This is a genomic window from Bacillus cereus group sp. Bce019 (assembly GCF_051781745.1).
GTDB classification, from domain to species: domain Bacteria; phylum Bacillota; class Bacilli; order Bacillales; family Bacillaceae_G; genus Bacillus_A; species Bacillus_A cereus.
On record NZ_JBPWJX010000018.1, the window covers coordinates 1 to 26539 of the forward strand.

The following is a 26539-nucleotide window of genomic DNA, read 5'->3' on the forward strand; positions in this document are numbered from 1 at the left end:
TGATGCATCGAAAGCAAAGCGTGAATTAGGCTGGGAGGCAACACGCGGATTAGAAGAAATGTGTGCAGATTCTTGGAGGTGGCAGTCTGAAAATAAGACTGGATATCAAAAAGTTAGTAACTAGAGAATTGGTTATAGGTTGCTAAAACTTTCATTGAGTTATCAATATAGTTTGGCTTAAAAATCGAATTACATGTATAATGTATTTTATATTTTGAAGTTATAATAATTTGATAGCGGTACCTGAAGAAAGAAGGTTAAAAGCATGAAAAAGAAAATCCTATTTTGGATATTAGGAATCATAGGAGTACTAATTATAGGTGGAGGAGCTTACGCTTATAATATATATTCTTCTGTTTCAAAAACATTAGATGAAGTTCATAAACCATTAAAACGTGATCAAGGTAATAAACAAGAAGAAAAAATCAATAAATCTGAACCTGTTTCAATTTTACTATTAGGTGCAGATGAGCGCGGTAAAGATAAAGGTCGTTCAGATTCATTAATGGTCATCACGTTAAATCCAAAAAATAATTCAATGAAAACAGTAAGTATCCCTCGTGATACATACACAGAGATCGTTGGAAAAGGAAAAAGTGATAAAATCAACCATGCGTACGCATTTGGTGGCGTAGACATGTCTGTAGCGACAGTAGAAAAATTCTTAAATGTTCCTATCAATTACTATATTGAAGTAAACATGGAAGGGTTTAAAGATATTGTAGATGCAGTAGGCGGTGTCGATGTTAATAATGATTTAGAATTCTCCCTAGAAGGGAAACACTTCCAGAAAGGGAATATTCACTTAACAGGTGATCAAGCTCTAGCATATACACGTATGCGCAAAGAAGACCCACGAGGCGACTTCGGTCGTCAAATGCGTCAACGTCAAGTGATGCAAGCTGTTATTAAGAAAGGTGCAACCTTCTCTTCTTTAACAAGCTATGGAGATGTACTTACAGCAATCCAAAAGAACGTGAAAACAAACTTAACGCAAGATCAAATGTTTGATATGCAAAAGAATTATAAAGATTGTTTGAAAAATAGTGAGGATATCCAAATCCCGGGTGATGGCCACAAAGCTGCTGATGGTATTTGGTACTACTATGTTCCAGATGCTGCAAAACAAGATTTAACGAATAAATTAAGAGCACATCTTGAAGTGACTAAGTAGTATGTAATAACCCAACTCCTTTGGAAGGAGTTGGGTTTATTTTTGCGTGGATTTATATTAGTATTATATATTGTGAGATTAATAGATGAGGTGAATCGATGAATAAGAAAGCAGTACTTGTCCTTGTTGTTTTTGTATTGTTTGTTGCTTCGATTGTGAGCGGTAAATTGTACTGGAATAAGAAGGTTGCAAATGCAACAGGACAAACGAGTGAAGTAACGCAAACAAAGGCTGAAGTGAAAGATAGCGGAGCGAAGAAAGAAGAGAAAAAGGAAGAGAAGAAACAAGATACGAAGTCATCTTTTAATGAAGCATATGCGAAGAATTTGCCAGATGCAGTGAAAGAGAAGTTAAAGAAAGCTGCTGAGGATAAAAAGGCAGTAAATCTTGTTATTGTTGGTGATGAAGCTTCTTCATCTGAAAAAGGTGCTTGGGCAGCTAAGTTAACGTCTAATTTAGAAACTGCTTACGGTAAAGGTTTATGGAATGTGACTGTAAAGGAATATAAGGGTGAAAGCACAGAAGAGTTAATCGCGAATAAGCGTGATAAAGAGATTGCGAAAGAGAATCCAGATGTAATTTTATTTGAGCCACCATTTATTACTGATAACGGTAAAACTGGTAATGGGAACTCTGTTGCGAGTACACAGAAATTTGTTCAAGCACTTTCTACTAGTGCAAAGGGCGCTACAATTATGATTCAACCATCAAATCCAGTGTATGGTGCGAAAAATTACCCGAAAGCAATTGAAGCATTAAAACAATTTGCGATGCAAAATAATTATACATATATTGATCATTGGGCAGCATGGCCGGATGCATCGACAAAGGCTATCCTACCATACTTAAAAGAAGAGTTTGGTTTCCCAACTGCTAAAGGTCATGAAGTTTGGGCACAATATGTAACGGATTATTTTGTAGCTAAATAATAAAAGGGGAGAGGGTATCGTCGACAAAATATGTTCGACAATACCCTCTCTTTTTTTGTACGATTTTTGCTATACTAAACTGTACTATAATACATGATGGAAGGAGGAGAATGATGAAAATACTTGTGGTTGATGATGAATCGAGTATCCGTAATTTGATTCGGATGCAGCTGGAGATGGAAGGTTATGAAGTATTGGCAGCGGCTGATGGGAGAGAAGCTTTAGAGAAATGGAATGAAGGGCCGGATGTATTGATTTTGGATGTTATGCTTCCGGATACGGATGGGTATGAGTTGCTTCGTTTGTTCCGTGAGAGGGATAGGGATATACCGGTGCTTATGTTAACGGCAAAGAGTCAGATGAATGATAAGTTGCTTGGCTTGCAGCTTGGTGCTGATGATTATGTGACGAAGCCGTTTAATTATGCGGAGCTTATTCTTCGGGTTAAGAATATGGCGCGGCGTGTAAAGAAGACGGAGGCGGCTGTAAGTCATGAAGTAATTGAGGCTGGAGAGATAGTGATTTGTCCTAAGGAAAGAAAGGTACATGTGAGTGGACAAGAGATTCAGTTAACGTACCGAGAGTTTAATTTATGTCAGTTGTTTGTTTCAAATCCGCAGCGTGTGTTTATGAGGGATGAGTTGCTTGAGAAAGTATGGGGATTTGAGTATATCGGAAATACGAGAGCGGTTGATATTATGGTGCAGAGACTTCGAAAGAAGCTTGGGACGAGCGGAGAATATATTAAGACAATTTATGGCGTGGGCTATAAACTGGATTGTTAAGTGGTGATGGTATGTCTTTAAAGCGAAATATGGTGTTTGGAATAGTTGGGTTGTTAATTCCGATTTTTGTTCTTTTATATGCAGTTGTTTATATTACGTTAGAAAAGAATATGTATCATAACGCAGCAGATTCTTTAGAAAAGTTAAGTGTAGAAGCACAAATTTATACGATGAATTATTTAGAGAAGGAAGCAGAAGTGGATACGCTTGGTCCGAATTCACTTTTAATTGCGTCGTATTTAGCGAAGCGTATGGATGTCCGTGTGCAGATGATCGGGAAGAATGGCGATGTTGTTGCAGATACACAAAAAGGAGCATTGCTTCACCGTAACATCGACATTGAGAGTTCCTTGAAGGGAAAGAAGTCTTATGTTTTTGAGGAGGCGGATCCAGCTCCTATTCTTTTGTTTTCAAGCCCGGTTTATTATGGAAACGATGTCATTGGAAGTATTCGTTTTATAAATGAGTTAACGGGTGAGAAGGAAGTTTTAACAAATGTGAGCTGGACTTTCTTAATGACGTCTCTTTGTTTAGTTGCTACCGGTATTTTCTTTGCGATTCGTTTGGCGAAGTCTCTTCATAAACCAATTGATCAGTTGAGACAAATGGCACAGAGGCTCGCGAATGGTGATTATAAGAGTAAGATTGAGTTAAATGAGTACGTGGAAATCGCTCAGCTTTCAGCATCTTTTAATGCGATGGCTGATGGAATTGAGCTGCATATTAAGCAATTGCAGGAGGAGAAAGAGAAGCAGAAAGATTTCCTAGACCGTATTACGCATGAGCTAAAAACACCGCTAACGGCAATTATCGGTTATGTTGATTTAATTCCGAAGTTACAATCGAAAGAAGATGTACAGGAAAGTCTCCGTTATGTGGCTGTGGAAAGTGAGCGTTTATTATCACTTGTAGAGGAGCTGCTTAAGTCCTCGAAATATGGAACGAGTACGTTTGAAGTGTCTCCTACAGTTGTGAACATAAAGGAATTGGCAGAGGAAGCAGTTTCAATTGTGAAGCCTCGTCTAAATCAGTTTGAAATTGAAGTGATAAATGAGTTAACGGATGTACATGTTGTTGCGGATTTTGATAAGACGAAGCAAATTTTTTTAAATGTGCTTGATAATGCAATTAAGTATAGTGATGCTTCGCACATTCGTATGAATGTAATTGTAAATGAGCATGAGGCGAAGGTCTTTGTTCATGATGATGGGATCGGTATAGATGAAGTGGTGCTTGCGGAGTGGAATGAGTCTCCGAAAGGAAAGGCACTTCCTTCTAGTTACGGGAATGGTTATGGTTTGTATATTTGTCAGGAGATTATGAGTAAGCAGGGCGGAAGCATGCGGATTGAGAGTAGTGAAGAAGTAGGTACTACAATATTCATTACATTTTTGCTTCCGAGAAGGATGGAAGACATAAAAAACTTGAAAGCGGTTAAATGATACATTTATGAAACAATTATGCGGTATTTTCGAAACAACGTTTTTTTATCTTGGAGGTAGGCAGAAATGAAAAGGCTATCATTTCAAATTCTTATGTTTGTCATTTGTATGATTGTTTCTCTTGTTTTGTTTTATGTTATGGAGAAGCAAATCTATAATCGAATCAACATTGTAAATGATAAACAAGCCGTTTTACAAAGGGTGAATGAATCTCTTCCAATTGAAGTGAAAGTAAGACATGAAAAGTGGGGAGAAATTGTTGTAACGGATGAAGTTCGTTTGCATACGATTGTTTCATTCTTTGACCGAATTCGAATAGAGCCTGAGGGCGTTAAGAGCCAAGAACAAGTATTTACTGGAGAAGTAACGTACTTGAATGGACATAAGCGTACTTTTGCAGTAGGTGACTTGTTCCAGTATGGGGAAAATGTATACGGAAAGAATGGCATGGATCCGATGATTTCAGCACTTCAAACGTATTTATTAAGCCTGTATTACACGCCAGAGCGTATTAGTGATTTCTTTGCTTCAGCAAAGGATGTCGTAGTACGTCAAGGTGATGTGGTACGTACTATCAATCTTACGCACATACTGGATTCTATTCGGTACGCAAAGCAAATTACAGATTACGGAGAAATTCAGAAGTTATTACAATCGCAGAATGAACCGATTGCTTATATTACAGCTTATAAAACAGGTAAGCGTGTAAAGAATGATCGTGAAGATATTCTTACGATTTCTGTGTATCCATCGTACTTTGTTGTGCAATATCTCGGTGATAATAACGGAAATGTCATGTATATGAAAAGCTCTCTAGCAGAGTTATTCGTAAAGGAGAATGCGTCATGAGAAAGATAGCCTTTTTCTTCTTTTTGCTAGTAATTGGAGGAGCGATGTCTAGTTGCTCTCGAGATACAACCTCTATTAAATATAGTAAAAATGGTCTCCCTATTTTGGATGATCGTCATATTGTTGCGTATGTAGCGGCTCGTGAGGAAGTTGGTGAAGCGTTACTTTCATCATTTTGTAAGCCGCGCGGATGTACGTATGAATTTATTCGTCTTTCAACAGAAGAACTTCTTCGTAGAGTGGAAGAAGAAGCCGGAAATCCGAAGGCGGATATTATTATTGGCGGTACAGTAGATGCGCATCAAATGATGAAGCAAAAAAATCTTTCTATTCCTGTGATAAGCCAACATGCAAATCGTATTTCAAAAACTGTTAAAGATAAAGATAGTTATTGGTACGGTTATGAAGTGGAGAAGCTGGCAATTGCGATTAATAAAGAGCGGTGGAACGAGGAAATAGCGCCGCTCGGTCTCTCGTATCCGTTAAGATGGAAAGATTTATTGAATCCAGTATATAAGGGAAAGATTGTCATGCCCGATCCAAATGTTTCAGGTACAGCATATACGTTTTTCCAATCACTGATTGATACGTTAGGTGAAGCGGAAGCGAAGGAATATGTGAAGAATCTGGCGGAACAAGTTGGAGAAGTAACAGTGAATGGTTACATCCCAGCAGAACTTGTTGCGAGCGGTGAATATATGATAGGCATCAACTTTATGGGAGATCAGAGAATGCTTCAAAAACAAGGCTTTCCGATTTTAAGTAACGAACCTGAGCAAACAGGGTTATCCGTTAATGCAATTTCGAAACTAAAACGTGCACCGAGTGGTATTATTGCGGATTTATTTATTGATTATTGTTTATCAGAAGAAGCGGGGCATATTTTAGAAAAAGTGTCGTTTGGCGTACCAACGATGTTTGCGAAGAATGAGAAAGAAATAGAAGGACAGCCGGTTAGAAGAACGAACCAAAATATATCAAATAGCGGAATAATCGAGATATGGAATAGACAGCGTCTCTCTCTGAAGTGAGAAAAGGAGACGAAATTATATGTTTAAATGGCTCAAGCCAGCACCTGCAATTGAAAGATTGCCAGCGGATATGATCGACCGTGTATATCGATTACTACGTATTCGTGTGTTAATCGGGATTTCAGTGGGATATGCTGCTTATTATTTAGTTCGTAGTAACTTTACGTTATCAAGTACGTATTTAGTACAAGAATATGGTTTTAGTACAGCTGAAATTGGTCTACTAGGTTCAGTAATGGCAATTGTTTATGGATTTAGTAAGTTCTTTATGGGGAATTTATCAGATAAAGCTTTCGCCCAGCGCTTTATCGCAGTCGGTTTATTCTTATCAGGGCTTGTAAATATTTGTTTCGGTTTTGCCTCATCATTTGGGATGATTGTTACATTACTTGTTGTTAACGGTATTGTGCAAGGTATGGGAGCACCACCTTGTAGTATTGTTATGACGAAATGGTTCTCGAAGAAAGAACGTGGTACGAAAACAGGTCTTTGGAATATTTCACACAACGTTGGTGGAATGCTTGTGCCACCACTTGTCGGAATTGGCGTAGGTATTTTCGGTGAAAATCATTGGCAAGGTGGCGTGTTTATTTTCCCTGCGATTATCGCAATGGTAATTGCAGTGCTTGTTTGGATCAATGCGAAGGATACACCAGAATCTGAAGGTCTTCCTCCAATTGATGAGTATCGTAATGACTATGAAAATCTTGAAAAAGCAGATAATGCTAACAAGATGTCACCAAAAGAAATTTTAATGAAGTATGTAGTGAAAAATAAATTTGTATGGTTCTTATGTATTGCGAATGCTTTTGTTTATTTAATTCGTTTTGGTGTTATTAACTGGGTTCCACTTTATTTAACGACAGTTAAAGGATTTTCAAAAGCAGAAGCGCATGCGGCATATGCAATCTTTGAAGGTATGGCAATTCCAAGTTCATTAATCGTTGGTTTTTTAAGTGATAAATTATTTAAAGGAAAACGTATGCCATTATGTATTATTAGTATGGTTGGAGTTGTTATTGGTACGTTTATATATTGGCAAGCAACTAGCGTACTTGTTGTAAGTATTGCAGTTTCTATTATCGGTTGTTTAATTTATGTACCACAGTTCTTAATCGGTTTAAGTGCCATGGAATTAGTACCGAAATTTGCAGTAGGTACGACAGTTGGTATGTGTGGTCTATTTGGTTATGTAGGCGGAAGTCTTGTAGCTAACGCAGCAATTGGTGTTATTGTTGATCGTTCTGGCTGGGATGGTTGTTTCATCTTACTATTAACAGGAGCAATTTTATCAACAATCTTCTTATTTATTGTTCAACGTGGACATGAGAGAAAAGATCCTAAAGTAGCGTAATATTTTGTTTGAAAAAGCTATCCAATTATCATTTTGGATGGCTTTTTCTATATAATATAATCTTTCCTTAAATCTATCTTAAAAGATATAATGTCATATTTCTAATCATTGGAATTTTTGTTACAATATAAATGGATGTGTAAAACTTTGTAAAAAGATTGTAATAATATACAATTTATTTTCAGAAAGTTTTATACAATTATGGTATTTATTAAACTATTAATTTATAAAGGGAGAGAGAATATGTTACCAAATACGGTTCGTACTCCAAACAAGAAGAAGAAATGGATTATTATTGGGGTTATTGCACTAATTGTTATTGTAGCAGCAATTAATATTTTTGTTATGCAAGGTAAGAAGAAGGGTGCATCAACAAATGCTGATGCTGTAAGTTTTGAGAAAGTGACAGAGCGTAAGCTGAATAATACGAAGTTAATTTCTGGTCAGGTGAAGCCTGGTAATATTGAAAGTTTCTATGCAGATCCGGCCAAAGGGAAAGTGAAAGATATTGAGGTAAAAGAAGGGCAAGAGGTAGAGAAAGGCACGAAGTTATTCTCTTATGATAATGAAGAGATTAACCTTCAAATGAAGCAAGCTGAGCTTGATCAGAAGATGGCGGATATGCGTTATGATCAAGGGAAAAAGAAGATTGATTCTTTAAAGAAAGAAATTAAGAAGGCAAAAGATAGCGGAGCTGGGAAAGAAGTAACAGATCCGATGGACGAGCAAGTAAACGAGTTAGAGATAGGACAAAAAACAATTGACCTTGAGAAAGAAAAAGGAAAGTTGCAGAAAGAAGAGTTAAGTAAGAAGCAGAAAGAACTTACGATTTATAGTAATTTTGCTGGTGTTGTTCAAAAGTTAGATAAAGATGCGGCACAAAGTTCATCTCAAGCGTTAGGTGGTCAAGGAAAAGCGTTTTTACAAGTAGCTTCTAAAGATCCATTCCAAGTTCAAGGTACGTTAACTGAGCTTCAGAAGTCACAAATTCAAAAGGATCAAACATTCACTGTAACGGCGAAAGCAAATAATAAGAAGAAGTGGACAGGTAAGATTACAGAGGTAAGTGAGTTCCCAACAAGTGCAGAGATGGCGCAAGCTGGCGGCATGGGTGAAGCAACTCAAAATATGTCCCAATATACATATAAAGCTAGCCTTGATAGTCAAGATGGTTTATCTCCAGGTTATCACGTTTCTCTGCAAGTAAACTTAGAGAATAAGACGATGATTGCTGTTCCAAGTAAAAGCATTGTAGAAAAAGGCGATGATGCATTTGTTTATGTTGAGGATAAAGGGAAGCTTCGTAAACAAAATGTGAAAAAAGGTTCTACTGATGGAGACTGGACAGAGGTTGTAGAAGGCGTAACAGTGGGGCAAAAGGTGGTTAAAAATCCTTCCGACGATGTGTATGACGGAATGGAAGTGAAAGAGAAATGATTACGTTAAATAATATTGCTAAAACGTATTATCAAGGGAAATTGGCGGTGCCGATTTTGCATGGTATTAGTTTAACAATTCAGAGCGGTGAGTTCGTTTCGATTATGGGACCGTCTGGCTCTGGTAAGTCGACGCTTATGAATATTATCGGTTGTTTAGATCGTCCAACAGAAGGCGAATATATGCTGAATGACGTGAATATCTTAACAGCAGACGAGTCAAAGCTTGCTTTAATTCGTAATGAATATATTGGCTTTGTATTTCAGCATTTTAATTTACTACCTCGTCTTTCAGCAGTGGAAAATGTTGAGCTTCCGCTCGTATATGGTGGCGTGAAGAAAGCGGAGCGTCGCAAACGTGCTTTGGAGGCGTTAGGTAAAGTTGGATTGGCAGATCGCGTGCATCATTTACCAAATGAGTTATCAGGTGGACAGAAGCAGCGTGTAGCGATTGCAAGAGCGATTGCGAATAATCCAACGTTCATTATGGCCGATGAACCGACTGGTGCACTTGATACGAAGTCTGGTGAGCAAGTTATGGATATTTTCACGAAGCTTAATGCAGAAGGTACGACGATTGTTATGGTTACGCATGAAGAGGAAGTAGCAGCATATTCTTCCCGCCGCATTGTACTGCGAGACGGGAAAGTTACAGAAGATAGAAGGTGTGCGGTATGAGTTTACTAGATAGTATAAAAATTGCCCTGTCTTCTATTTTAGCTCATAAACTGCGTTCAGCTCTTACGATGCTCGGTATTATCATCGGGGTAGGTTCGATTATTACTGTCGTTGCAATTGGGCAAGGCGGAGAAGCTGCATTGAAATCGCAGTTCGTTGGGGCAGGTAATCAAACGGTTCCGATTCATTATAGTGCAGATATAAACGATCCTTTCGGTATGGGAATGGTAGAAGCACCGAAGATAACTGAAGAAGACATTTTTGAAATTAAAAAAATTCCAGAAATTTCACATGTGGTAACAACAAATTCCAGCATGGAACCACTTGATATTGAAGATAAAAAAGAAATGGTGAGTATTACTGGATTAGATAGTGAGTACTTTGCAGTAAATAAAGTAAAGTTGTTAAAGGGACGTTCTTTACAAGAATCAGATGTGGATCAAGGTAATAACGTTGTCATGATTAGTAAACAAATGGAAGAAAAGGTGTTTAAAGATGCCAATCCAGTCGGTAAAATTATTGAAATGAAAGGTCAACCGATGCAAATTATCGGTGTCTACAAATCAGATAATGAGTTTATGGGAATGGGACCATCAGAAGCACTAGTTCCAATTTCATTATGGCCGACATTGTATGGAAAAGATGAAATTCAAAATATTTCTGTTCAAGCAAAAAATGTAGATAATCTAGAAAAAGCAGGTAAAAAAGCTGCAGATGTTTTAAATAGTCGTAAACCTACTGATGCAACCGGTAAATATGAAGTTATGAATTTAAAAGAAATTCAAGAAGGTATTTCGAAGATGACTGGTATTATGACAATGATCATCGGTGGTATCGCTGGTATTTCATTAGTCGTTGGTGGAATTGGTGTTATGAACATCATGCTTGTATCTGTAACGGAGCGTACACGTGAAATTGGTGTACGTAAAGCACTTGGAGCAACACGTAGTAAAATTTTATTACAGTTTTTAATTGAAGCAGTTATGTTGACGCTTCTAGGTGGTTTAATCGGAATTGGCCTTGGGTATGGCGGAGCATATATCGTTTCTACATTCGCAAAATGGCCACCACTCGTTTCATGGGAAGTTGTCGTTGGAGGCGTACTGTTCTCGATGACACTCGGTATTATTTTCGGATTAATTCCAGCAAATAAAGCTGCGAAATTAGATCCAATTGAAGCATTGCGTTATGAGTAATTAATAGTGTAGTAGAACTACACATTACCGTTCTAGTGGGCGGTTCGTAGCCTCTTGCATGAGGAAGTGAACCGCCCGTTAGAACGGGTTATATAAATAGAAGGAGGCGTTATAATGGAAGCTAATTTGAATACGCAAAAAGTTGGTGGAGAAAAGCCATCATTGTTCGGAATGATCACTTCTCCTGGAGTGCAGTTCGAAAGAATGAAAACGAGTAATGCAGTTTGGGGAGCGTTTTGGCTACTTGTTTTATTAGGTGGACTTATTGGGGGATTTGCTGCTTATGTATATTCTCTAACACCTGAAGCAATTGAGCTCAATAAGGAGTTAGGTGTTACTGTTTCAGCTGGAATGACATATGGTATGGGATTCGGTGTAGGTGCTCTTGGTATGGGATTTAGTTTCTTACTAAGTGCTGTAGTGTATAAAGTATTAATGGTGTTTATGAGCAATGATACTTCTTATAAAAAATTATTGGCGATTACTGTATATTCAAGTGTTATTTCATTAATTGGTGTATTAATAAATATAATTTTAGCTTATGTTTTAGGTGGATCGGGTCAAGAAATGTACACTGGCCTAGGGCCAATTTTCGCCTCGAGTAGTGGTGTTGTAAAAGGTATTGTAAGTAAATTTGAAGTGTTTACAATTTGGGGATATGTAGTTACATGGCTAGGTCTTCAAATTACAGCAGGTTTGACTAAAAAGCAGGCAACAATTATTACTATTGTTTTCTTTGTTTTAACTCTTGGAATCGGAGCTTTACAAGGTATGTTCCAATAAGGAAATAAGATAGAAAAGGTGGCTCTTCCAAGAGTCACCTTTTTTATTTTTACCCCTATTTCCAATACCACCAACAGAATTTCAAATTCTACATAGTGTAATTTCAAATTCCGTCGGTAGTATTTGAAATGACTCACAGTGAAATCTTTTCTTTATTTTTATATTGTGAAGGTACCGCGGAATACTAGAAAGGTATACCTTTTAGAAACGGGTACTGTGTGAAGCCAGCGACTTTTAAAGAGGCAGTTGTTTTGTATGAAGGGATGATTGTAAATCAAATAAAGAAATTAGGTATTCGTAAAGATTATGAAGAGTATTATCAATGTGGTTTAATCGGTCTTTGGCATGCGTATGAAAGATTTGATGAAAAGAAGGGGTATTTCCCTGCATATGCAGTTGTAACGGTGCGAGGTTATATATTAGAGAGATTGAAGAAAGAGTTCGCAGTGCAGGAGAGATGTGTATGTGTAGGAGAGTATGAGGATATCTTTCATTTTGAGGACGTTGAAATAAGAGTGAAGGATTTTATGAGCGTGTTAGATGAGACGGAGAAGTATATTATTTTTGAACGTTTTTTTGCAGGGAAGACGATGGGAGAAATCGCTTTAGAGACGGAAATGACATATTATCAAGTAAGATGGATGTATCGGCAAGCACTCGAGAAAATGCGAGATAGTGTAAAAGGATAAAAATAGAAAATAGAATGGAAGGTAAGGAAATACTACCTTCCATTCTATTTGTTATTAAGGTGATGAATCTTGCATGTTCATTTGGGATAATACATATCCAGCTTTCCATAATTGCTGGCTTAACTTATGGGGGCTAATTTGTATCGTTACGGTAGCTCCGTTTGAAAAATGAATTTTAGCTCGTTTAGCTTTTTTGAAAAACTCTATTGTATGAACATGTTTGAAGAAAAGCCAAATACAATTTGGAGAAGCAGGAGATTCTGTTGGGAAAGCACAAATATATTCTCTATGATTGATCGGAATTGGAACGTTTTGTTTAAATTTAAATTTTGTTTTTACAGCATTACGTCTCCCTTGATAAGTAGAATGAATATTTGTTAGACAAGATTTCTGTATAAGTTGGAGAGCAGTTTGACAGGAGTAAAGATGGTTTCCGCTACTGTCAATAATTTTTGTACGGTAATAAGGGTGTTTACATGGTTCAAGCATCATTGTAGAACTAGAAATAAAAATGTTGTTTTCATTATCCATAATTCTATATCCTCCCTTATAATTTTCATTCCGAATATAATTATATATAAATTAAGTAAATTTACTGTTAATATTCTATTTCATATTGTAAATTTTGGCTATTCGTTTACAATCAATAGGTGATAGTCTTTCTAATTTGCATCGCTTGTACATATATATGAAAATAGAAAAGAGTAGGCGGTGATATAGTATGAAGAAAAAGTATATTATTATGGCTTTAGTTGTCGTTCTCCTAGTATATTTAGCAAACAGTAATCCGAGTAAGGGCGAATATACAGAATGGGCAGCGAAGCAGTTTATGAAGCGTAATGATGTGAGTAAGAAGCTAGATGAAGTTCAAAAAGAGAATGAAGAGGGTCTCCTTGGCGACTTGGCATCGGCCGGTAAAAAGTTAGCGAAAAAGTATGTTGAGCCACAAGTTGGGTTATTAATTGATCATTATACGAAGCGAAATGATTATATATTCTTCTCAACATATACGACTGAGTTTGATATAGGTGAAGAACATTATAAGTACGTATGCGTCGGTTTCTCAAAGATTTTTATTCCGATTGAAATGCCGAAGAAAAAAGACGAATCTGCAAAATGATGCAGATTCGCCTTTTTCATTTTATAGAGTAATTGGAACTTCAGATACATTTTTTTCTACAAGGCGAGCTCCCTTTTTTCGTGTATTTTCATCAATGGATGAAAATACAGATGAGGCGAGGATTGTATCCATTACTTGATTTACGACTTGTGCATCGATTGGTGTGATGGGCGTATCGATAGAAAAAACGACTGTTTTTCCATCTTCTTTTGCGAAAATCAACTCTAGTACTTGCATGTGTTATTCCCTCCTTTGTATTTATCAAGCTATTTATGGGATTTGGGTCTGCCGGTTAAATTGCGGTCTAATACTCAGCGGGGATGAATAAAATCCCCACTGATCCGAGTTTTACTTTATAGTTTAGAAAGATCTGATGTGCTTACAAGTTGTACAGCGTGAAGTGGTGATGCTTGTAAGGAAGCTAGAGCATGAGCTACGTTGTGTACTTGATCTAAGCTCGCATTTGTTTTAACACGTTTAAATTGTTTGCTCTTGAAAACTGTTTTGCCGTTCTTATCTAATCCGTTGTTTAAGACAAGACGTAAAGTTAAATCCATTACGATTGTTTCAATTGCCATGTGTATCACCTCCTTTCACTTTATAAATAGGGTACAAATGTCATGTTTTGGCGTGAAATTTTTTCTTTTTTTTGGTACCCTTAAAAGATTAAGAGAGGAGAATTCTGGATAATGAATCGTAAATGGTTATTTTGGATTCCTGTATTACTATGGATGGGGCTGATTTTCTATTCTTCGGCACAACCATATAAAAAGCAGGATATGCGTTCAGATATTGAACAATATGTAAATGTTGAATTTGTGAAAGAGCATTTTTCATGGGTATCTATCGATTATGGTGGAGGAACCCCTGTTAGTATTGCGAATAAAGGTGTAGGCGGATTTATTGAGTTTTTCCTTCGTAAAGGTGCTCATTTTATGGTGTTCTTTATGCTAGGTTCATTGATTTATTACGCTTTTCATCGATCAGGTCATTCGAGGAAAAGATGTTTTATATATGCCCTTCTTTTCGTTGCGGGTTATGCAACATTTGATGAAATTCACCAATGGTATACGGGAGACCGTACACCAATGTGGCAAGATTCATTGCTTGATACGTGCGGCGGATTAACGGGAATTATAATAAGTAATTGGTTTTGGAATAGAAAAAAGCGCTAATCTCAAATAAGATTAGCGCTTTTTTTGCGGGGAGTAAAACCTCCACTGATTAAAGTTTCACTTTATACACCAAGTAATTCTTTTAGTTCGTCTGTTGATAGTTCAGTCATCCAGCTATCGCTTGTGATGACCGCATTGTTTAGAGATTGTTTTCTTTCTAGCATTTCATCAATTTTTTCTTCTAATGTTCCTGTTGTAATGAGTTTGTGAACATGAACAAATCGTTTTTGACCAATGCGATATGCGCGGTCTGTTGCTTGATTTTCCACAGCTGGGTTCCACCAACGATCGTAGTGAATGACATGGTTGGCAGCGGTTAAGTTTAATCCTGTTCCGCCAGCTTTTAAGGATAAGATAAAAATGTCATACGTTCCGTTTTGGAACTCCTCAATCATCTTGTCGCGATCTTTTTTCGGTACACTCCCGTTTAAGAAGAGGACACGCTGGCCGAATTTTTCTTCTAGCACACGTTTTAGCATGTTCCCCATGCCGATATATTGAGTGAAGATGAGGCAACTTTCATTTTGATCTTTTATATTTTCGATGAGCTCCATTAACGTTTTTGTTTTCATAGAGCGTTCAACGACATTTTGTGGCTCTTCTTCTTTTAAATAAAGAGCTGGATGATTACAAATTTGTTTTAGCTTGTTCAGCATAAGTAATATAAAGCCGCGTCTTTCAATTCCACTTAATCCTTCGACATTTTGCAGTGTATCTTGAACAAGTTGTTCATATAAGGAAGCTTGTTCACCAGTAAGAGGACAGTAAGCTTTTTGTTCTTGTTTATCTGGTAAATTTAATGCGACTGTTTGATCTTTCTTCGTTCGGCGCAGTAAAAATGGTGAGATAAACCGTTGAACTTGCTGGATTTTTCCTTCATCACGATCTTTTTCAATTGGTGTGACGAAGCGGCGTTGGAATTGCCCTAAGCTTCCGAGATATCCATGATTAATAAAGTCGAAAATGGACCAAAGTTCAGCGAGGCGATTTTCCATCGGCGTACCAGTTAAAGCGATTTTGTGATTTGCTTGCAAGTTTCGTACTGCTTTCGACTGTTTCGTATGTGGGTTCTTAATATTTTGTGCTTCATCCAAAATAACAGCATCCCAGCATAATGAAGTCAATTCTTCCTCATCGAGCTGAGCCAATGCATAAGATGTTAATACAACATCTGCCGATTGAAGGAAATCTTCAAATGAATTGCCTTTATCTCTATTACTTCCGTAATGTAATTGAACACGTAAATTCGGTGCGAAACGCTCAAATTCTTTTTGCCAATTTCCAAGAACAGATGTCGGCGCTACGATTAATGCAGGGCCTGTTTTGAGATTGTTTTCTTTTATATATAGTAAGTAAGAGATTGTTTGAATACTTTTCCCGAGTCCCATATCGTCAGCTAGCAATGCTCCAAATCCAAGCTTTCGTAAATATAATAACCATTCAATGCCGTGTTGTTGATACGGACGAAGTGTTGCGTTTAGTGAAGTAGGGACATCTACTTTTGGAATATCTCCAATATGAAGCAGCTTTTGGAATAGTTCCTCATAATATCCATCTAGTTCGATTTCAATATCAGTAAACGGACTATCATCTTCTACAATTTCTGTTTCAGCCGTATTTGATAAATGTTGTTGCAAAACATCTTTCATCTCTAGTCCGTATTTATCGGCACGGTTCATGAGTTTCCTTACTTCTTCGATAAAGGCTGGATCTAGTCGCATCCATTGACCGTTTATATTAAATAGCCGTTTGTTTTGTTCAACGAGTTCGAAAAATTCGCTTTCTGATAAATCAATGCCGTTCGTCGAAATGCGCCAGTCAAAATTAACGAGCGTATTCATACCAAAGAACGATTGTGTTTGTACTGTATTTTGCTTCAGCTGGACACGTAATTTCGGTTTTGTTGCTTTTAAATTTTGCCACCATGATGGTAGTAAAATTGTAATGCCGGCTGCAAGTAATTCATTGCTTGCTTCTGTTAAGAAGTTCCACGCTTCGGTTTCAAAGAGCTCGTTTCGGAATATATCTCCTTCTTTTAACCACGGTATGAGCTTACTAAAACCTTCTTGTGTTTCTGTAATCCGTTCTTCGTAATCGTGCCATCTTTTCGGTAAGGAATCGATGTTTTCATATACATATATGCGATGCGCCCCGCGTTTTGGTGTCACAATTGTTTCAAGCTTCCACATTTCAAATTCTTCTTGTGGTTCTTGCAGTCTTAGTCCGATTGTAAACGGAAGATCATCTTCAATATAACCAATTTTTCGAAGCCAATCTTCTTCATGTAGTGCTGTTTCCAATTGTCTTTTCGTAAAGTCGTAATGTTCATATAGTCTTTTAGCATCTTCCCAGCCGTCATTTGAGCGATTGTCTTGTAATATGCTTTCATTAACTGCTGCTGAGAAAAGAGATGCTAATGTGTCATCTTCAATTGGCGTGTTTTGAACTTTCCAAGATGGTTGCTTAGGCCAGTGCTCCATATCTGGTACGAAGCTACCACTCGTAAAGGCATCCCATAATTCATTTGCATCTTTTGTAAGTGCTGTAATAGGGCCGTTCAGTTGAATATGTGCAAAGGAATTCATCGGTTTGTTTGCAATGTATTCAAAGGCTTGTGCATTTGTTAGTAGCACACCTTGTTTTCCTTCGAAGGTTGCTTCTTTTAGAAACGTACCGTAGAAAGAAGTGGAGTGCCATGTGAATGCATTTCGTTTCCAACTTGTTACGGATAATGGAGTACCGCTGTCATCTTCTCCCCAAAGGAACCAACCTTGACTAACATGCTGGAGCCTAATTGTTACTTCAGTTTGATTGATCATCGATTAATTTTCCTTTCCGTAATTCCTCTTGTAGTGCACGCAGACGTGAATGGAGATTGGCGATGTGAATAATGAAAGCATCCCATTCATCGGTGCGTTTTAATCGTTTATATAATGTACGTAATTTCTTTAAGTAACGAACTGCGCGTCTATATGATTTACGATTTCGTTCTTCAATTGCCTCTACAGCAGCAAGGTGATAAAGGGGAAGTGCTGCTTCTGACGCTTCTTTTTCAATATCTTTCAGTGGTTCTTTTAACAGTTCAATTGCTTCAAACCCATATAAGAGATGAAGCTCTGCCCATGTGTGATACTGTTTTTTCGCGAGTACGTACTGTTCATAGTTTGTGAAACTATACGGTAATAGTTCTTGTAAAATCATTTCAAAACCAGCTTGTTCATTTGTATGTGTTGCGTATGTTTCATACATGATTACAAATAGCCGAACGATATCTTTTATGAAAATCGTATCTTCGTGATCTTGGATCGTTTTCTTTACTTGTTTATACGTAAAGGAAAGCCAGTTTTTTGCACGATCCCACTGCATGGCACTTAATAGTTCTTCTAACCAATAGAAGTATAGACTCACAACAGAAGCAGGTTGTTTTTTTAGTAAGTCCATCGCTAGTAGATCTTCTTCATTTAAAAAGAGAAGGTGAGAAGATGCTAATGCTTTAGATAGTGGATTGATTTTCGTATCGATTCGTTTTTCTTCCTCTTGTATTTTCTCTTTATTGTTTAAAAGTTCACTCCATATGTGGCGATAAATGAAAAATCGCTCTTGTGTATAAGCGTCGGTAGAGAAGAATACTTCATGAACAAGACGAGCTGTTTCTTGCAAAATTATTTCAGAATCTGAAGGAATCGCTTCTGATTGTAAGTCCCGAACGATGGATTCCACTTTATCTACAAATAGGCGAACGACATTAACAGGTTGATGATAAGAATACGTTTTGTTTGCTTCGAATGCCTGGATTTCTTCTAATAATTTTTGAAAGCAGTAAAGTGCTGCATGTAACCTGAATAATTCATGTATGGCGATGACGCGCGGAGCTTTCCGCTCAAGTTTCGTATAGAAATCTGTAAAGATACTCATAAGAAAATACATTTGTTTATAAGTAAGGCGAGCTTGTTCTTTTTTAAATGATTCATATTCTTTTTCAAAATACGATTCCCAACTTTTATAATCCGTTTCTTCAAAAGCTGATGATTGCAATACTTGTCTTGCAGTTCGAATAGGAGGAAGGGAAGGTTTCGTATTATTTTTAAATAAAGTTAATACATCTCCTACTTGCCCGAAACTAGACGCTGCAGATAGTAATACAGCGAGCATATGCTCACATTGTGTTGGTGCGAAGCAATCACAATAACTTTCAGCGACATTACGAATCGGAATATGAACGCTATATACGTTGCCTTCCGCATCTACAGTTCCTGATAGTGTATAACCATCAAAGTCAACGTTGTAGACAACACCACTACGATATAGGTGCCGAGCTGTAGCGACATGTTCCTGATCAGCTGTTTGCTGTGGATCTAGTCCTTGAACGAACTCATTCGCAATCATCATAATTTCATCTTTCGTAATTGAGTGTTGCAGCATAATATTCCTCCGTACACATATTTCTTTCCTTTACCATTATAAACAAAAAATGCTCAAAACAGAAAAAATGAAATTTGGATTACATAACTTGAAAATCATGGTAATATATAAAATGTTAATTTCATATATGAATATATATGTATAGGAGGAGAAATGATTTGTCAGATTTACAGACGAAGTTAGGTAGTGGAATGAATAAGTTACAAGAAGGAATAGAACAAGGGAAAATGAAGTTGCAAGTTGCACAAGAAATTGCTCAATTGAAAAAGGGAATGCAAGTGCAAATGCAGAAAAAAGCAGAGGTTCTATTAGAGGTTGGACAGCAAGTGTATGTTCAATTAAGAGGAAGTGGAGTAAATGAAGCGAGCTTAAAAGAAATGATTGCTCCAGTTCAAGAATTTGATGTAGCTATTTATCAAGCAAGAAAGCGCATTGTTGAATTGCAAAAACAACAAGGTGAAAAAGCTACATGTGAATGTGGTGGACCTTTATCAATAAATGATAAGTTTTGTGGTTCGTGTGGAAAGCCTAACCCGATGTTAGCAGTAGAAAATGAAGGTGAAACGGTAAATTGTATTTCATGTAATGAGCATATCGATAAAAACTCTACTTACTGTCCAGTTTGTGGAATTAAGCAAAGTGGGGAGTGAATTAAATGTATTGTCGCACATGTGGAAAACAACATGGTGAAGAAGTAAATTATTGCCCAAATGAAGGTAGTATGGAGATTGCAGGAGCTATAGATGCAGTAACATTAGAAAAAGATACTGCAAAATACTGCAAAGGTTGTGGCAGTGAAAATGCTCAAAAAAATTTATATTGTCAAAAGTGTGGGTATTCTTTATCTGTTGTGAAGAAAAAAGAACAATCTGTAAAATTGCCTACAATGGATGGTGCTCCTAAAGTTGAATTTAAAGCAGATAAAGCCGTTTTACAAAAAGGTTTTATTGGTGGGGCTGTTGCAAGTATTCTCATGTTAATTGCTGGTTGGATTGGTAGTTTATTATTTGCCTCTATGTTAAGTGAGATGTTTAGCAAATTTGCGAAAGAATTAGAAATGTTGCCAAGTTTTTATTCGAGTGCAACTTCTACGATGTTAAGTTATCATTTACTTGGTTTTACAGCTAACGATGATAGTGGATTGATATTTTCTTTATCTTGGCATACTCCATTTACATTACTATTAATCATTCCATTTATTATTTTCGCTGGTACAGGAATTTGGTTAGGGAAACAGCGTGTTGCGAAAACGATTAAAGATCAAATCTTTATGGCAGCAACAGTTGGTATTATTTATGGCGTCTTTTTATTCATTATAAGTTTTATAGCATCACAATCTTTTGCAATTCCATTCTCAGAAGCAGGTAAGATTACGGTTGGCTATTCAGCAATTAAGAGTTTATTGAGTGGTTTTGTATGTGGGACATTATTTACCTTATTAGGATTTATTGCTCATACAAGCCAAAACAATATGGCAGCAGCATTTCACGAGTTAATGCCATATGGAGCGTCTGTTTATTACGGTGTTTCAGCTATGATAAAAGGACTTTTAGTAACAGCAGTAGCGGTTTGTATTATGGCGTTAGTAAGTAAGGAAGACGGTATTGAACCATTAAAAGAAATAACAACTTTAAAATCTGAAAGTACATTATTAGCATTAGAGTTAACACCTCAATTATGGAGTATGGCTCATTTTGCGCCGTTAGAAGTATCAAGTCCAGCACTTAGTAAGGAATTTACTAGAATTGGAAAGAAATCAAATGCATATGAGAGCACACTATCGTTTTCATTTATATCAGGCGTCTCTGTAAATGGCGTAGAGCTTAGAGAGATATTGATTTCAAAAGGAGCAAATGAAGAAAGCCTTGCAGAATTTGATAAAGTGAATAACGTATTCCATTACGGTTTATTACTGCTTATTATTCCGTTGTTCTTTATGTTTAGAGCGGGAAGAAAGTTAGCTAAATTACCGACTGCCAATATATATATTACATTAGCGGTATGCAGTGGTTCTTACACAATTATGATGATTGTAATGAATATGATTTCTAAGTTCCAAATTAATGTTTCAGGAACTGTAACAAGTTTATTTGGAACAAGTGGAACAGTACTATCTATGCAAAATTCATTTACATATTTAACTTTGTTTAGTTTGATTGTGACATATGTAGCGGCATTTGCTGGAATGAAATTAGCTAAAAAATAGGAGGAGAGCACGTTGAAGTTTTGTGGAACATGTAAAAAGAATGTTGCAGACCATTTGAACTTTTGTCCTGAGTGTGGGAGTAAAGTAGAAGTAATCGTTGATAACACTGCTGCTTCATATACCGAATTACAAAGCGAGACAAAACCAGTGAAAAGTAAGAAAAATTTATTTTTAATCATTGGTTTTACCATTATTGCTGCATTATTATTTGGGGCATATAAATTTGGAGCATATAAGTTTTCAAAAGAAAAGCAAGTAAATGTAATGATTGAAGCATTCCAAAAGAAAGATATTAATGCAATTGATGAGTTTGTAAAAGCGAATGATTCAAGCTTAAAGATTAAGACAGAGGATATTAAAGCGTACATGCGTTATTTAAAAGAGAATCCTTCTTACAACAAACAATTACTGTCTTATTTACAGAAAGAGACAGTAGATCAAAAGTTAACTAAAGATAAATCTTCATTTAAGGACGGGGAAATAGTAGAAGAGGGAAAAGAGTGGTTCTTATATCCAAAGTATAAGTTCAGTATGAAATCTTATTATATGAGCGTTAGTACAACTGCAAAAAACGCAGAAATACATGTGAATGACAAAAAAGAAACAGAGCTTTCTAGTGATAAAACTTCGAAAGAGTTGGGGCCATACTTCCCAGGTACATATGTTGTAAAGGCAACGGCGAAGACAGAACTTACTGAATTAGAAACAGAGAAAGAAGTAGATTTAGCGGATGAACAGAGCGAGAAGGTGAAAGTGGATTTATCGCTTGAAGGCAAGTATGTAAGCATTTCTTCTGATGAAAGTGATGCAACTGTATTTGTGAATGGGAAAAAACGTGGAAAATTAAATTATGGAAGTTATAAGCTTGGCCCTGTATCCACAGATGAAACAGTAGAAGTACATTTAGAGAAAACTACTGATTTTGGTGTGATGAAATCTGAAAGTGTTAAAATTGGAGACCAAAGCACGTATTACTTAAAATTCCCGAAAGAAACATCAAGTTCAGCAGTGGGCGAATTTGTAAGAAATCATATTTATGATAACGTACGTGCAATTTCATTAAATGATTTTAGTTTAATTGAAAATAATTATGATAAGAGCGGGAAATCGTATAAGGAAGACCGTGATTATATACAGTATTTACACAAAAAAGGAATTACAGAAGACTTATTAACGATGGAAGTTCGTAATGTAGAGCATCAAAGTGCTACGAAATATAAAGTAACGACATATGAAGAGTATCATATTCGTTACGGTGATGGATCTGTGAAGTTCAAAAGTTTTAATAACGAACATATTGTAACTGTGAATGGAAATGGAAAGATGTTGTATCATTCTCTTGGTGCAAATAATACGTTGAAATCAGAAGATGTATCTGGTCCAACTCGTTAATATGAGAGAAGCTGTTCAATATTTGAACAGCTTCTTTTTTGTAGCTAAATCGATATTTCGTGTCGAACCGTTGATATATCGTAAGTTATGATAGATATAATCGAAAAATCGTTGATATATTTTTCTTAAATTGTGTTCACGAAGGGAAAATAAAAAAGATATCACTTAGCCGAAAAATGCGGCGAGGTGATATCTTTTTTTACAATTATGAGTGCGTTTCCTTTAATATCGCTTGTACATACGGATCATGTAATATTTGCTCTATAATTGGTAACATGTTTTGTTCAAATGGAATGTCGATAGGAAATGGCTTTTGAGAGCCTGGTTTTATTCCATATTGCACAATTTTGTAATGTGTATTGTTTTCAGACTTGAGCACAATTAACTTATAGCGGTTATCATCGCCAGCGAGTGAAAAATCAATAGAAGTAGCGTTATATGTCACTTCATCTTTATATATGTACGGTTTTGGCGTACCAATCCAGTCTACTTTTGCTTGTACATTCATGGGCGTAGCCTCCTTATATGTATTATAAATAAATAAAAGCCAGCTCTCAATAAAGAGAACCGGCTTGTAATTTAGCAGTCATTGGTTATTTTAAAATTTTCACTTTAACAGTTTTGCGTCCCCATTTTTGAGCAGCACTATCTGATCCAAGTAAGATATCAATACGGTTACCTTTAATTGCACCACCAGTATCTCCAGCGATAGCTTCTCCGTAACCTTCTACCCATACTTTAGATCCTAATGGGATTACTTTCGGGTCAACAGCGATCATTTTCATGTTTGGATTCGCAGTTAAATCATGACCCATTGCAGTTAATACACGGCCGCCATATGTGCCACCGTTTTCGCTCGGGTGAGCTGTATATGCTGTAGCTACAACTGTTAACTCACGACCACCAGATGGTGTGTTAGTTTCAGCAGCTTTCACAGCAGGCTTAGCAGCTGGTTTTGCTTGTGCTACAGGTGCTTGAGCCTTAGCTGGTGCTTCAGCTTTAGCAGGAGCAGTTGTTTCTTGTTTCTCAATTACAGGTGCTGTACCTGTTAAGAAAGGAACATGAACATAAGCTGTTTTCCCGTTATATTCAAATTGTAACCACTCATTTTGTACTTGGTTCGTTGTTTCGATTACATCGTCTTTCTTCAACTTTCCAAGAACCTCTGAGTTTGTGTTCGCTTCAGCACGTACGTTTAATACGTTAGCTGTTACGTAGTAGATGCTTTTTGTGAACTCTGCACTTACGAATGCGTCTTTACCGTCTAAAGTAATTTTTGACCATCCGTTCTCTGTATTTTGAACATCTATTTTATTACCGTTTAGTAATTTACCGACAACTTTTGATTCAGTAGTAGGGTTTTCGCGTACGTTTAGTACGTCTGTTGTTACAACAGTTTCTGCATTAGCAGATGATGTGAAAATCCCAAGACCAAAAACTGCTGCTGTTGCTATACCAATTAATTTTTTCATGATAGCCTCCATTGCGTTTGTTTTCGTGTCCTCATTATAGCAACAGATTTTTTCGGATTTGGGGAAAACACACAATTACAAACCATTCGTAATAAGTCGTTAACATCCTGTAATATAACAAAAAATATAGGAAAGCGTTTTTCATTCTATATGACTCATAGGTTTCTAGTTATATTCAAAATATTTAATACAACATATTTTTTTCGACGTAAATAAAAATATTACAGGGATGTTACATGATGTTTACTAAACGATTACATTCCTTGAGTATTTTACCGTTTTATGGGTAATATAGTTATATAAACATAAACATTTTGTTTGTGAAGCTATAAACACGTGCTATATACTAGCAAAAAAACCGCATAATTGTTACAAAACGAAAGGGTTGCAAGGAAGAACTTTGCCCTTTTTTACATATGTAACACATCCTTTTTTAGGAAAATACATTCCTATCCGCGTTTTTCTCACACAATTTGACAGCAGTATTTCTAACTTGTAGCTCTTGCAGAGTGAAAAGGTTATACGAAAGGTAAGGCTGTCCATAAGAATTCGAATTGGTGAAGGTGAAAGTAAGAAAATCACCGCAAAATTATAGTTTTCTATCCGATTTTACATATCGGAATTTATGTTATTTACAAAAGCGAAACCTACGAAGGGGGATTTGATGAGGAAACTGACAAAAACATTCATCGTTTCATTAACATTATGTATTGCATTTACAATTTGGGGGATTATTCCCGAATCTATTATTGGAAAAGGTAGCTTAGGAAATGTAACAACCGCAATTCAAACTGCATTAGTTAGTAAGTTCGGATGGTTTTATATTATTTCCGTGTCTATTATTTTAGGTGTGTCTATCTTTTTAATTGTTTCGAAATACGGTTCTATTCGTTTAGGTAAAGATGATGATGAACCTGATTATAGTTATATGACATGGTTTGCTATGTTATTTAGTGCTGGTATGGGTATTGGCTTAGTTTTCTGGGGCGTTGCCGAACCATTAAACCATTTATACGCACCTCCGTTTGGAGATAGTGCAACTGAGGAAAGTGCGCGCCTTGCACTGCGTTTTTCATTTTTCCATTGGGGATTACATCCTTGGGGACTATATGCGTTTGTAGCATTATGTATTGCTTACTTTACTTTTAGAAAAGGAAAAGCAAGTACGATTAGTGCGACAGTAGGTCCGTTATTTAAGGGCGGGGAACACGGGCGTATTGCTCATTCATTTGATGTGTTAGCTGTTTTCGCAACTGTGTTTGGTGTTGCAACGTCATTAGGTCTTGGTGCGAAACAAATTGCAGGTGGTGTTAGTTATTTAACATCTATCCCGAACTCATTAACGACTCAGTTAGTTATTATTGCAATCGTAACAGTATTATTTATGTTATCTGCGCAAACAGGTCTTGATAAAGGAATTAAATATTTAAGTAATACGAATATTATTTTTGCGTTTGCACTTATGATCATTGTATTATTTGCGGGTCCAACAAACTTTATTATGAATTACTTCACTTCAACAATCGGTTCTTATATTCAGGAATTGCCAAGTATGAGTTTCCGTTTAAGTCCATTAGACGAAGGTGGGAATCAATGGATTCAGTCATGGACAATTTTCTATTGGGCATGGTGGATTGCGTGGTCACCGTTCGTAGGTACGTTTATTGCTCGTGTTTCACGAGGTCGTACGATTCGTGAGTTTGTTATCGGTGTGTTACTTGTGCCGACCGTAATTGGTGCACTTTGGTTCTCTGTGTTCGGCGGTACTGGTATTCATATGGAGCTGTTTGGTGATGCACATATCTTCGACAAAGTGAAAGAAATGGGAACAGAAGTAGGATTATTCGCTATGTTCGATCAGATGGGCAGCTTTGGATCAGCTTTATCAGTTTTAGGTATTTTACTTATTGCAACATTCTTTATTACATCGGCAGACTCTGCAACATTTGTTTTAGGAATGTTAACGACACATGGTAGTTTAAACCCACCAAATCGTATTAAAATGATTTGGGGTATCGTTCTAGCCGCGATAGCTTCTACGCTATTATATATTGGCGGATTAGAAGCCTTACAAACGGCAGCTATCATTGCAGCATTCCCGTTCGTCTTCGTTATTTTCTTTATGATGGCAGCATTATTTAAAGAGTTACAAAAAGAAGGGCGTATGAAGCGTCATTAATAATAGAAGGAAAAGAGCTGATTTCATATCAGCTCTTTTTTATTTCTCTATTTGCCTGTAAAAGTACAATTGGTGATGGCTAATGAAAGTTTCACTTTATATAGAAGGAATTTGAAATGCAGGTAGGGGAAATAAAATACTTTACCATATAAGTAGTATGCCTTTTATACGAAGAAAAAACGATAGGTTTCGACAATATTCGATACCTTACGAATTCTATTCGTATT

25 protein-coding genes and 1 pseudogene are annotated in these 26539 nt (G+C 36.6%); 19 read left to right on the forward strand and 7 right to left on the reverse strand.

Features of this window, described 5'->3' with window-relative positions:
* The 13 genes and pseudogenes from ACS2QP_RS20800 to ACS2QP_RS20860 form a co-directional block, all read left to right on the forward strand.
* Nucleotides 1-124: pseudogene (locus tag ACS2QP_RS20800) on the forward strand (UDP-glucose 4-epimerase); the annotation flags it as partial.
* A 141-nt stretch (nucleotides 125-265) separates the two neighbouring features.
* Complete coding sequence (tagU, locus tag ACS2QP_RS20805; protein WP_438882793.1) at nucleotides 266-1174, forward strand: polyisoprenyl-teichoic acid--peptidoglycan teichoic acid transferase TagU; 909 nt, start codon at nucleotides 266-268, stop codon at nucleotides 1172-1174.
* Nucleotides 1175-1272: 98 nt separating this feature from the next.
* Nucleotides 1273-2103, forward strand: coding sequence for an SGNH/GDSL hydrolase family protein (locus ACS2QP_RS20810; RefSeq protein ID WP_001034222.1), 831 nt, complete (start codon nucleotides 1273-1275; stop codon nucleotides 2101-2103).
* A gap of 113 nt (nucleotides 2104-2216) precedes the next feature.
* Entirely contained in the window at nucleotides 2217-2888 is a 672-nt protein-coding gene (locus ACS2QP_RS20815; RefSeq protein ID WP_000699548.1) for a response regulator transcription factor, read from the forward strand.
* A gap of 11 nt (nucleotides 2889-2899) precedes the next feature.
* Nucleotides 2900-4330, forward strand: coding sequence for a HAMP domain-containing sensor histidine kinase (locus ACS2QP_RS20820; protein ID WP_000054024.1), 1431 nt, complete (start codon nucleotides 2900-2902; stop codon nucleotides 4328-4330).
* A 66-nt stretch (nucleotides 4331-4396) separates the two neighbouring features.
* Entirely contained in the window at nucleotides 4397-5179 is a 783-nt protein-coding gene (locus ACS2QP_RS20825; protein WP_006925814.1) for a DUF3919 family protein, read from the forward strand.
* On the forward strand, nucleotides 5176-6210 hold the full coding sequence (locus ACS2QP_RS20830; protein WP_089607745.1) for an ABC transporter substrate-binding protein: 1035 nt from the start codon (nucleotides 5176-5178) through the stop codon (nucleotides 6208-6210). The genes ACS2QP_RS20825 and ACS2QP_RS20830 overlap by 4 nt, the downstream gene beginning before the upstream one ends.
* A gap of 19 nt (nucleotides 6211-6229) precedes the next feature.
* On the forward strand, nucleotides 6230-7564 hold the full coding sequence (locus ACS2QP_RS20835; RefSeq protein ID WP_017674580.1) for an MFS transporter: 1335 nt from the start codon (nucleotides 6230-6232) through the stop codon (nucleotides 7562-7564).
* A 243-nt stretch (nucleotides 7565-7807) separates the two neighbouring features.
* Nucleotides 7808-9001, forward strand: a complete 1194-nt coding sequence (locus ACS2QP_RS20840; RefSeq protein ID WP_046393090.1) for an efflux RND transporter periplasmic adaptor subunit — start codon at nucleotides 7808-7810, stop codon at nucleotides 8999-9001.
* A complete protein-coding gene (locus tag ACS2QP_RS20845) occupies nucleotides 8998-9678 on the forward strand; it encodes an ABC transporter ATP-binding protein (protein WP_000631624.1) in 681 nt (226 codons plus the stop codon). The genes ACS2QP_RS20840 and ACS2QP_RS20845 overlap by 4 nt, the downstream gene beginning before the upstream one ends.
* Entirely contained in the window at nucleotides 9675-10874 is a 1200-nt protein-coding gene (locus ACS2QP_RS20850) for an ABC transporter permease (RefSeq protein ID WP_000054349.1), read from the forward strand. Before ACS2QP_RS20845 ends, ACS2QP_RS20850 begins: the two co-directional genes overlap by 4 nt.
* Nucleotides 10875-10988: 114 nt before the next feature.
* Nucleotides 10989-11657 (forward strand): Yip1 family protein, encoded by a 669-nt coding sequence (locus tag ACS2QP_RS20855; protein WP_000387956.1) that lies wholly within the window; start codon nucleotides 10989-10991, stop codon nucleotides 11655-11657.
* 218 nt (nucleotides 11658-11875) lie between these two features.
* Nucleotides 11876-12346, forward strand: a complete 471-nt coding sequence (locus ACS2QP_RS20860) for a sigma-70 family RNA polymerase sigma factor (RefSeq protein ID WP_033690656.1) — start codon at nucleotides 11876-11878, stop codon at nucleotides 12344-12346.
* Nucleotides 12347-12400: 54 nt separating this feature from the next.
* On the opposite strand, the gene ACS2QP_RS20865 is transcribed toward ACS2QP_RS20860, so the two are convergent.
* The gene (locus ACS2QP_RS20865) at nucleotides 12401-12877 is read right to left on the reverse strand and encodes a competence protein ComK (RefSeq protein ID WP_000368312.1); all 477 of its coding nucleotides are present in this window, start codon (nucleotides 12875-12877) and stop codon (nucleotides 12401-12403) included.
* Between the two features lie 190 nt (nucleotides 12878-13067).
* Between ACS2QP_RS20865 and ACS2QP_RS20870 the strand changes: the two genes are divergently transcribed.
* Complete coding sequence (locus ACS2QP_RS20870) at nucleotides 13068-13466, forward strand: DUF4359 domain-containing protein (RefSeq protein ID WP_000731405.1); 399 nt, start codon at nucleotides 13068-13070, stop codon at nucleotides 13464-13466.
* Nucleotides 13467-13487: 21 nt separating this feature from the next.
* Here the strand turns inward: ACS2QP_RS20870 and ACS2QP_RS20875 are convergent, their stop codons facing one another.
* The gene (locus ACS2QP_RS20875; protein WP_001197593.1) at nucleotides 13488-13703 is read right to left on the reverse strand and encodes a DUF2922 domain-containing protein; all 216 of its coding nucleotides are present in this window, start codon (nucleotides 13701-13703) and stop codon (nucleotides 13488-13490) included.
* A gap of 116 nt (nucleotides 13704-13819) precedes the next feature.
* Entirely contained in the window at nucleotides 13820-14044 is a 225-nt protein-coding gene (locus ACS2QP_RS20880; protein ID WP_000963861.1) for a DUF1659 domain-containing protein, read from the reverse strand.
* Nucleotides 14045-14155: 111 nt separating this feature from the next.
* Between ACS2QP_RS20880 and ACS2QP_RS20885 the strand changes: the two genes are divergently transcribed.
* Entirely contained in the window at nucleotides 14156-14641 is a 486-nt protein-coding gene (locus ACS2QP_RS20885; RefSeq protein WP_001080707.1) for a VanZ family protein, read from the forward strand.
* 62 nt (nucleotides 14642-14703) lie between these two features.
* Here ACS2QP_RS20885 and ACS2QP_RS20890 read toward each other — a convergent pair whose 3' ends face one another.
* Both ACS2QP_RS20890 and ACS2QP_RS20895 read right to left on the reverse strand, forming a co-directional pair.
* Nucleotides 14704-17460: a DEAD/DEAH box helicase gene (locus ACS2QP_RS20890; RefSeq protein ID WP_438882794.1), complete on the reverse strand. Its 2757-nt coding sequence runs from the start codon at nucleotides 17458-17460 to the stop codon at nucleotides 14704-14706.
* Nucleotides 17444-19063, reverse strand: a complete 1620-nt coding sequence (locus ACS2QP_RS20895) for an SWIM zinc finger family protein (protein ID WP_438882795.1) — start codon at nucleotides 19061-19063, stop codon at nucleotides 17444-17446. Before ACS2QP_RS20895 ends, ACS2QP_RS20890 begins: the two co-directional genes overlap by 17 nt.
* A gap of 158 nt (nucleotides 19064-19221) precedes the next feature.
* Between ACS2QP_RS20895 and ACS2QP_RS20900 the strand changes: the two genes are divergently transcribed.
* The 3 genes from ACS2QP_RS20900 to ACS2QP_RS20910 are packed head-to-tail and all read left to right on the forward strand — an operon-like array spanning nucleotide 19222 to nucleotide 22661.
* Nucleotides 19222-19713, forward strand: coding sequence for a zinc ribbon domain-containing protein (locus tag ACS2QP_RS20900; RefSeq protein ID WP_001281753.1), 492 nt, complete (start codon nucleotides 19222-19224; stop codon nucleotides 19711-19713).
* A gap of 5 nt (nucleotides 19714-19718) precedes the next feature.
* A complete protein-coding gene (locus ACS2QP_RS20905) occupies nucleotides 19719-21269 on the forward strand; it encodes a zinc ribbon domain-containing protein (RefSeq protein WP_332284109.1) in 1551 nt (516 codons plus the stop codon).
* Between the two features lie 12 nt (nucleotides 21270-21281).
* The gene (locus ACS2QP_RS20910) at nucleotides 21282-22661 is read left to right on the forward strand and encodes a zinc ribbon domain-containing protein (protein ID WP_332284108.1); all 1380 of its coding nucleotides are present in this window, start codon (nucleotides 21282-21284) and stop codon (nucleotides 22659-22661) included.
* A gap of 205 nt (nucleotides 22662-22866) precedes the next feature.
* Here the strand turns inward: ACS2QP_RS20910 and ACS2QP_RS20915 are convergent, their stop codons facing one another.
* Nucleotides 22867-23169 (reverse strand): DUF3910 family protein, encoded by a 303-nt coding sequence (locus ACS2QP_RS20915; RefSeq protein WP_001102539.1) that lies wholly within the window; start codon nucleotides 23167-23169, stop codon nucleotides 22867-22869.
* 85 nt (nucleotides 23170-23254) lie between these two features.
* Nucleotides 23255-24133 (reverse strand): cell wall-binding protein EntA, encoded by an 879-nt coding sequence (locus tag ACS2QP_RS20920; RefSeq protein WP_000733332.1) that lies wholly within the window; start codon nucleotides 24131-24133, stop codon nucleotides 23255-23257.
* Nucleotides 24134-24797: 664 nt separating this feature from the next.
* On the opposite strand from ACS2QP_RS20920, the gene opuD reads away from it, so the two are divergent.
* Nucleotides 24798-26312, forward strand: coding sequence for a glycine betaine transporter OpuD (gene opuD / locus ACS2QP_RS20925; RefSeq protein ID WP_001229103.1), 1515 nt, complete (start codon nucleotides 24798-24800; stop codon nucleotides 26310-26312).
* Nucleotides 26313-26539: the final 227 nt, after the last annotated feature.

What these genes read in the sequence shown, in the direction of transcription:
- ACS2QP_RS20810 (WP_001034222.1), top strand. Translation starts at nt 1,273, where the DNA reads ATGAATAAGAAAGCAGTACTTGTCCTTGTTGTTTTTGTATTGTTTGTT.
- ACS2QP_RS20840 (WP_046393090.1), top strand. Translation starts at nt 7,808, where the DNA reads ATGTTACCAAATACGGTTCGTACTCCAAACAAGAAGAAGAAATGGATT.
- ACS2QP_RS20890 (WP_438882794.1), bottom strand. Translation starts at nt 17,460, where the DNA reads ATGATCAATCAAACTGAAGTAACAATTAGGCTCCAGCATGTTAGTCAA.
- ACS2QP_RS20880 (WP_000963861.1), bottom strand. Translation starts at nt 14,044, where the DNA reads ATGGCAATTGAAACAATCGTAATGGATTTAACTTTACGTCTTGTCTTA.
- ACS2QP_RS20845 (WP_000631624.1), top strand. Translation starts at nt 8,998, where the DNA reads ATGATTACGTTAAATAATATTGCTAAAACGTATTATCAAGGGAAATTG.
- ACS2QP_RS20855 (WP_000387956.1), top strand. Translation starts at nt 10,989, where the DNA reads ATGGAAGCTAATTTGAATACGCAAAAAGTTGGTGGAGAAAAGCCATCA.
- ACS2QP_RS20815 (WP_000699548.1), top strand. Translation starts at nt 2,217, where the DNA reads ATGAAAATACTTGTGGTTGATGATGAATCGAGTATCCGTAATTTGATT.
- ACS2QP_RS20895 (WP_438882795.1), bottom strand. Translation starts at nt 19,063, where the DNA reads ATGCTGCAACACTCAATTACGAAAGATGAAATTATGATGATTGCGAAT.
- ACS2QP_RS20885 (WP_001080707.1), top strand. Translation starts at nt 14,156, where the DNA reads ATGAATCGTAAATGGTTATTTTGGATTCCTGTATTACTATGGATGGGG.
- ACS2QP_RS20865 (WP_000368312.1), bottom strand. Translation starts at nt 12,877, where the DNA reads ATGGATAATGAAAACAACATTTTTATTTCTAGTTCTACAATGATGCTT.
- ACS2QP_RS20905 (WP_332284109.1), top strand. Translation starts at nt 19,719, where the DNA reads ATGTATTGTCGCACATGTGGAAAACAACATGGTGAAGAAGTAAATTAT.
- ACS2QP_RS20915 (WP_001102539.1), bottom strand. Translation starts at nt 23,169, where the DNA reads ATGAATGTACAAGCAAAAGTAGACTGGATTGGTACGCCAAAACCGTAC.
- tagU (WP_438882793.1), top strand. Translation starts at nt 266, where the DNA reads ATGAAAAAGAAAATCCTATTTTGGATATTAGGAATCATAGGAGTACTA.
- ACS2QP_RS20870 (WP_000731405.1), top strand. Translation starts at nt 13,068, where the DNA reads ATGAAGAAAAAGTATATTATTATGGCTTTAGTTGTCGTTCTCCTAGTA.
- ACS2QP_RS20850 (WP_000054349.1), top strand. Translation starts at nt 9,675, where the DNA reads ATGAGTTTACTAGATAGTATAAAAATTGCCCTGTCTTCTATTTTAGCT.
- ACS2QP_RS20825 (WP_006925814.1), top strand. Translation starts at nt 4,397, where the DNA reads ATGAAAAGGCTATCATTTCAAATTCTTATGTTTGTCATTTGTATGATT.
- ACS2QP_RS20920 (WP_000733332.1), bottom strand. Translation starts at nt 24,133, where the DNA reads ATGAAAAAATTAATTGGTATAGCAACAGCAGCAGTTTTTGGTCTTGGG.
- ACS2QP_RS20820 (WP_000054024.1), top strand. Translation starts at nt 2,900, where the DNA reads ATGTCTTTAAAGCGAAATATGGTGTTTGGAATAGTTGGGTTGTTAATT.
- ACS2QP_RS20875 (WP_001197593.1), bottom strand. Translation starts at nt 13,703, where the DNA reads ATGCAAGTACTAGAGTTGATTTTCGCAAAAGAAGATGGAAAAACAGTC.
- ACS2QP_RS20830 (WP_089607745.1), top strand. Translation starts at nt 5,176, where the DNA reads ATGAGAAAGATAGCCTTTTTCTTCTTTTTGCTAGTAATTGGAGGAGCG.
- ACS2QP_RS20835 (WP_017674580.1), top strand. Translation starts at nt 6,230, where the DNA reads ATGTTTAAATGGCTCAAGCCAGCACCTGCAATTGAAAGATTGCCAGCG.
- opuD (WP_001229103.1), top strand. Translation starts at nt 24,798, where the DNA reads ATGAGGAAACTGACAAAAACATTCATCGTTTCATTAACATTATGTATT.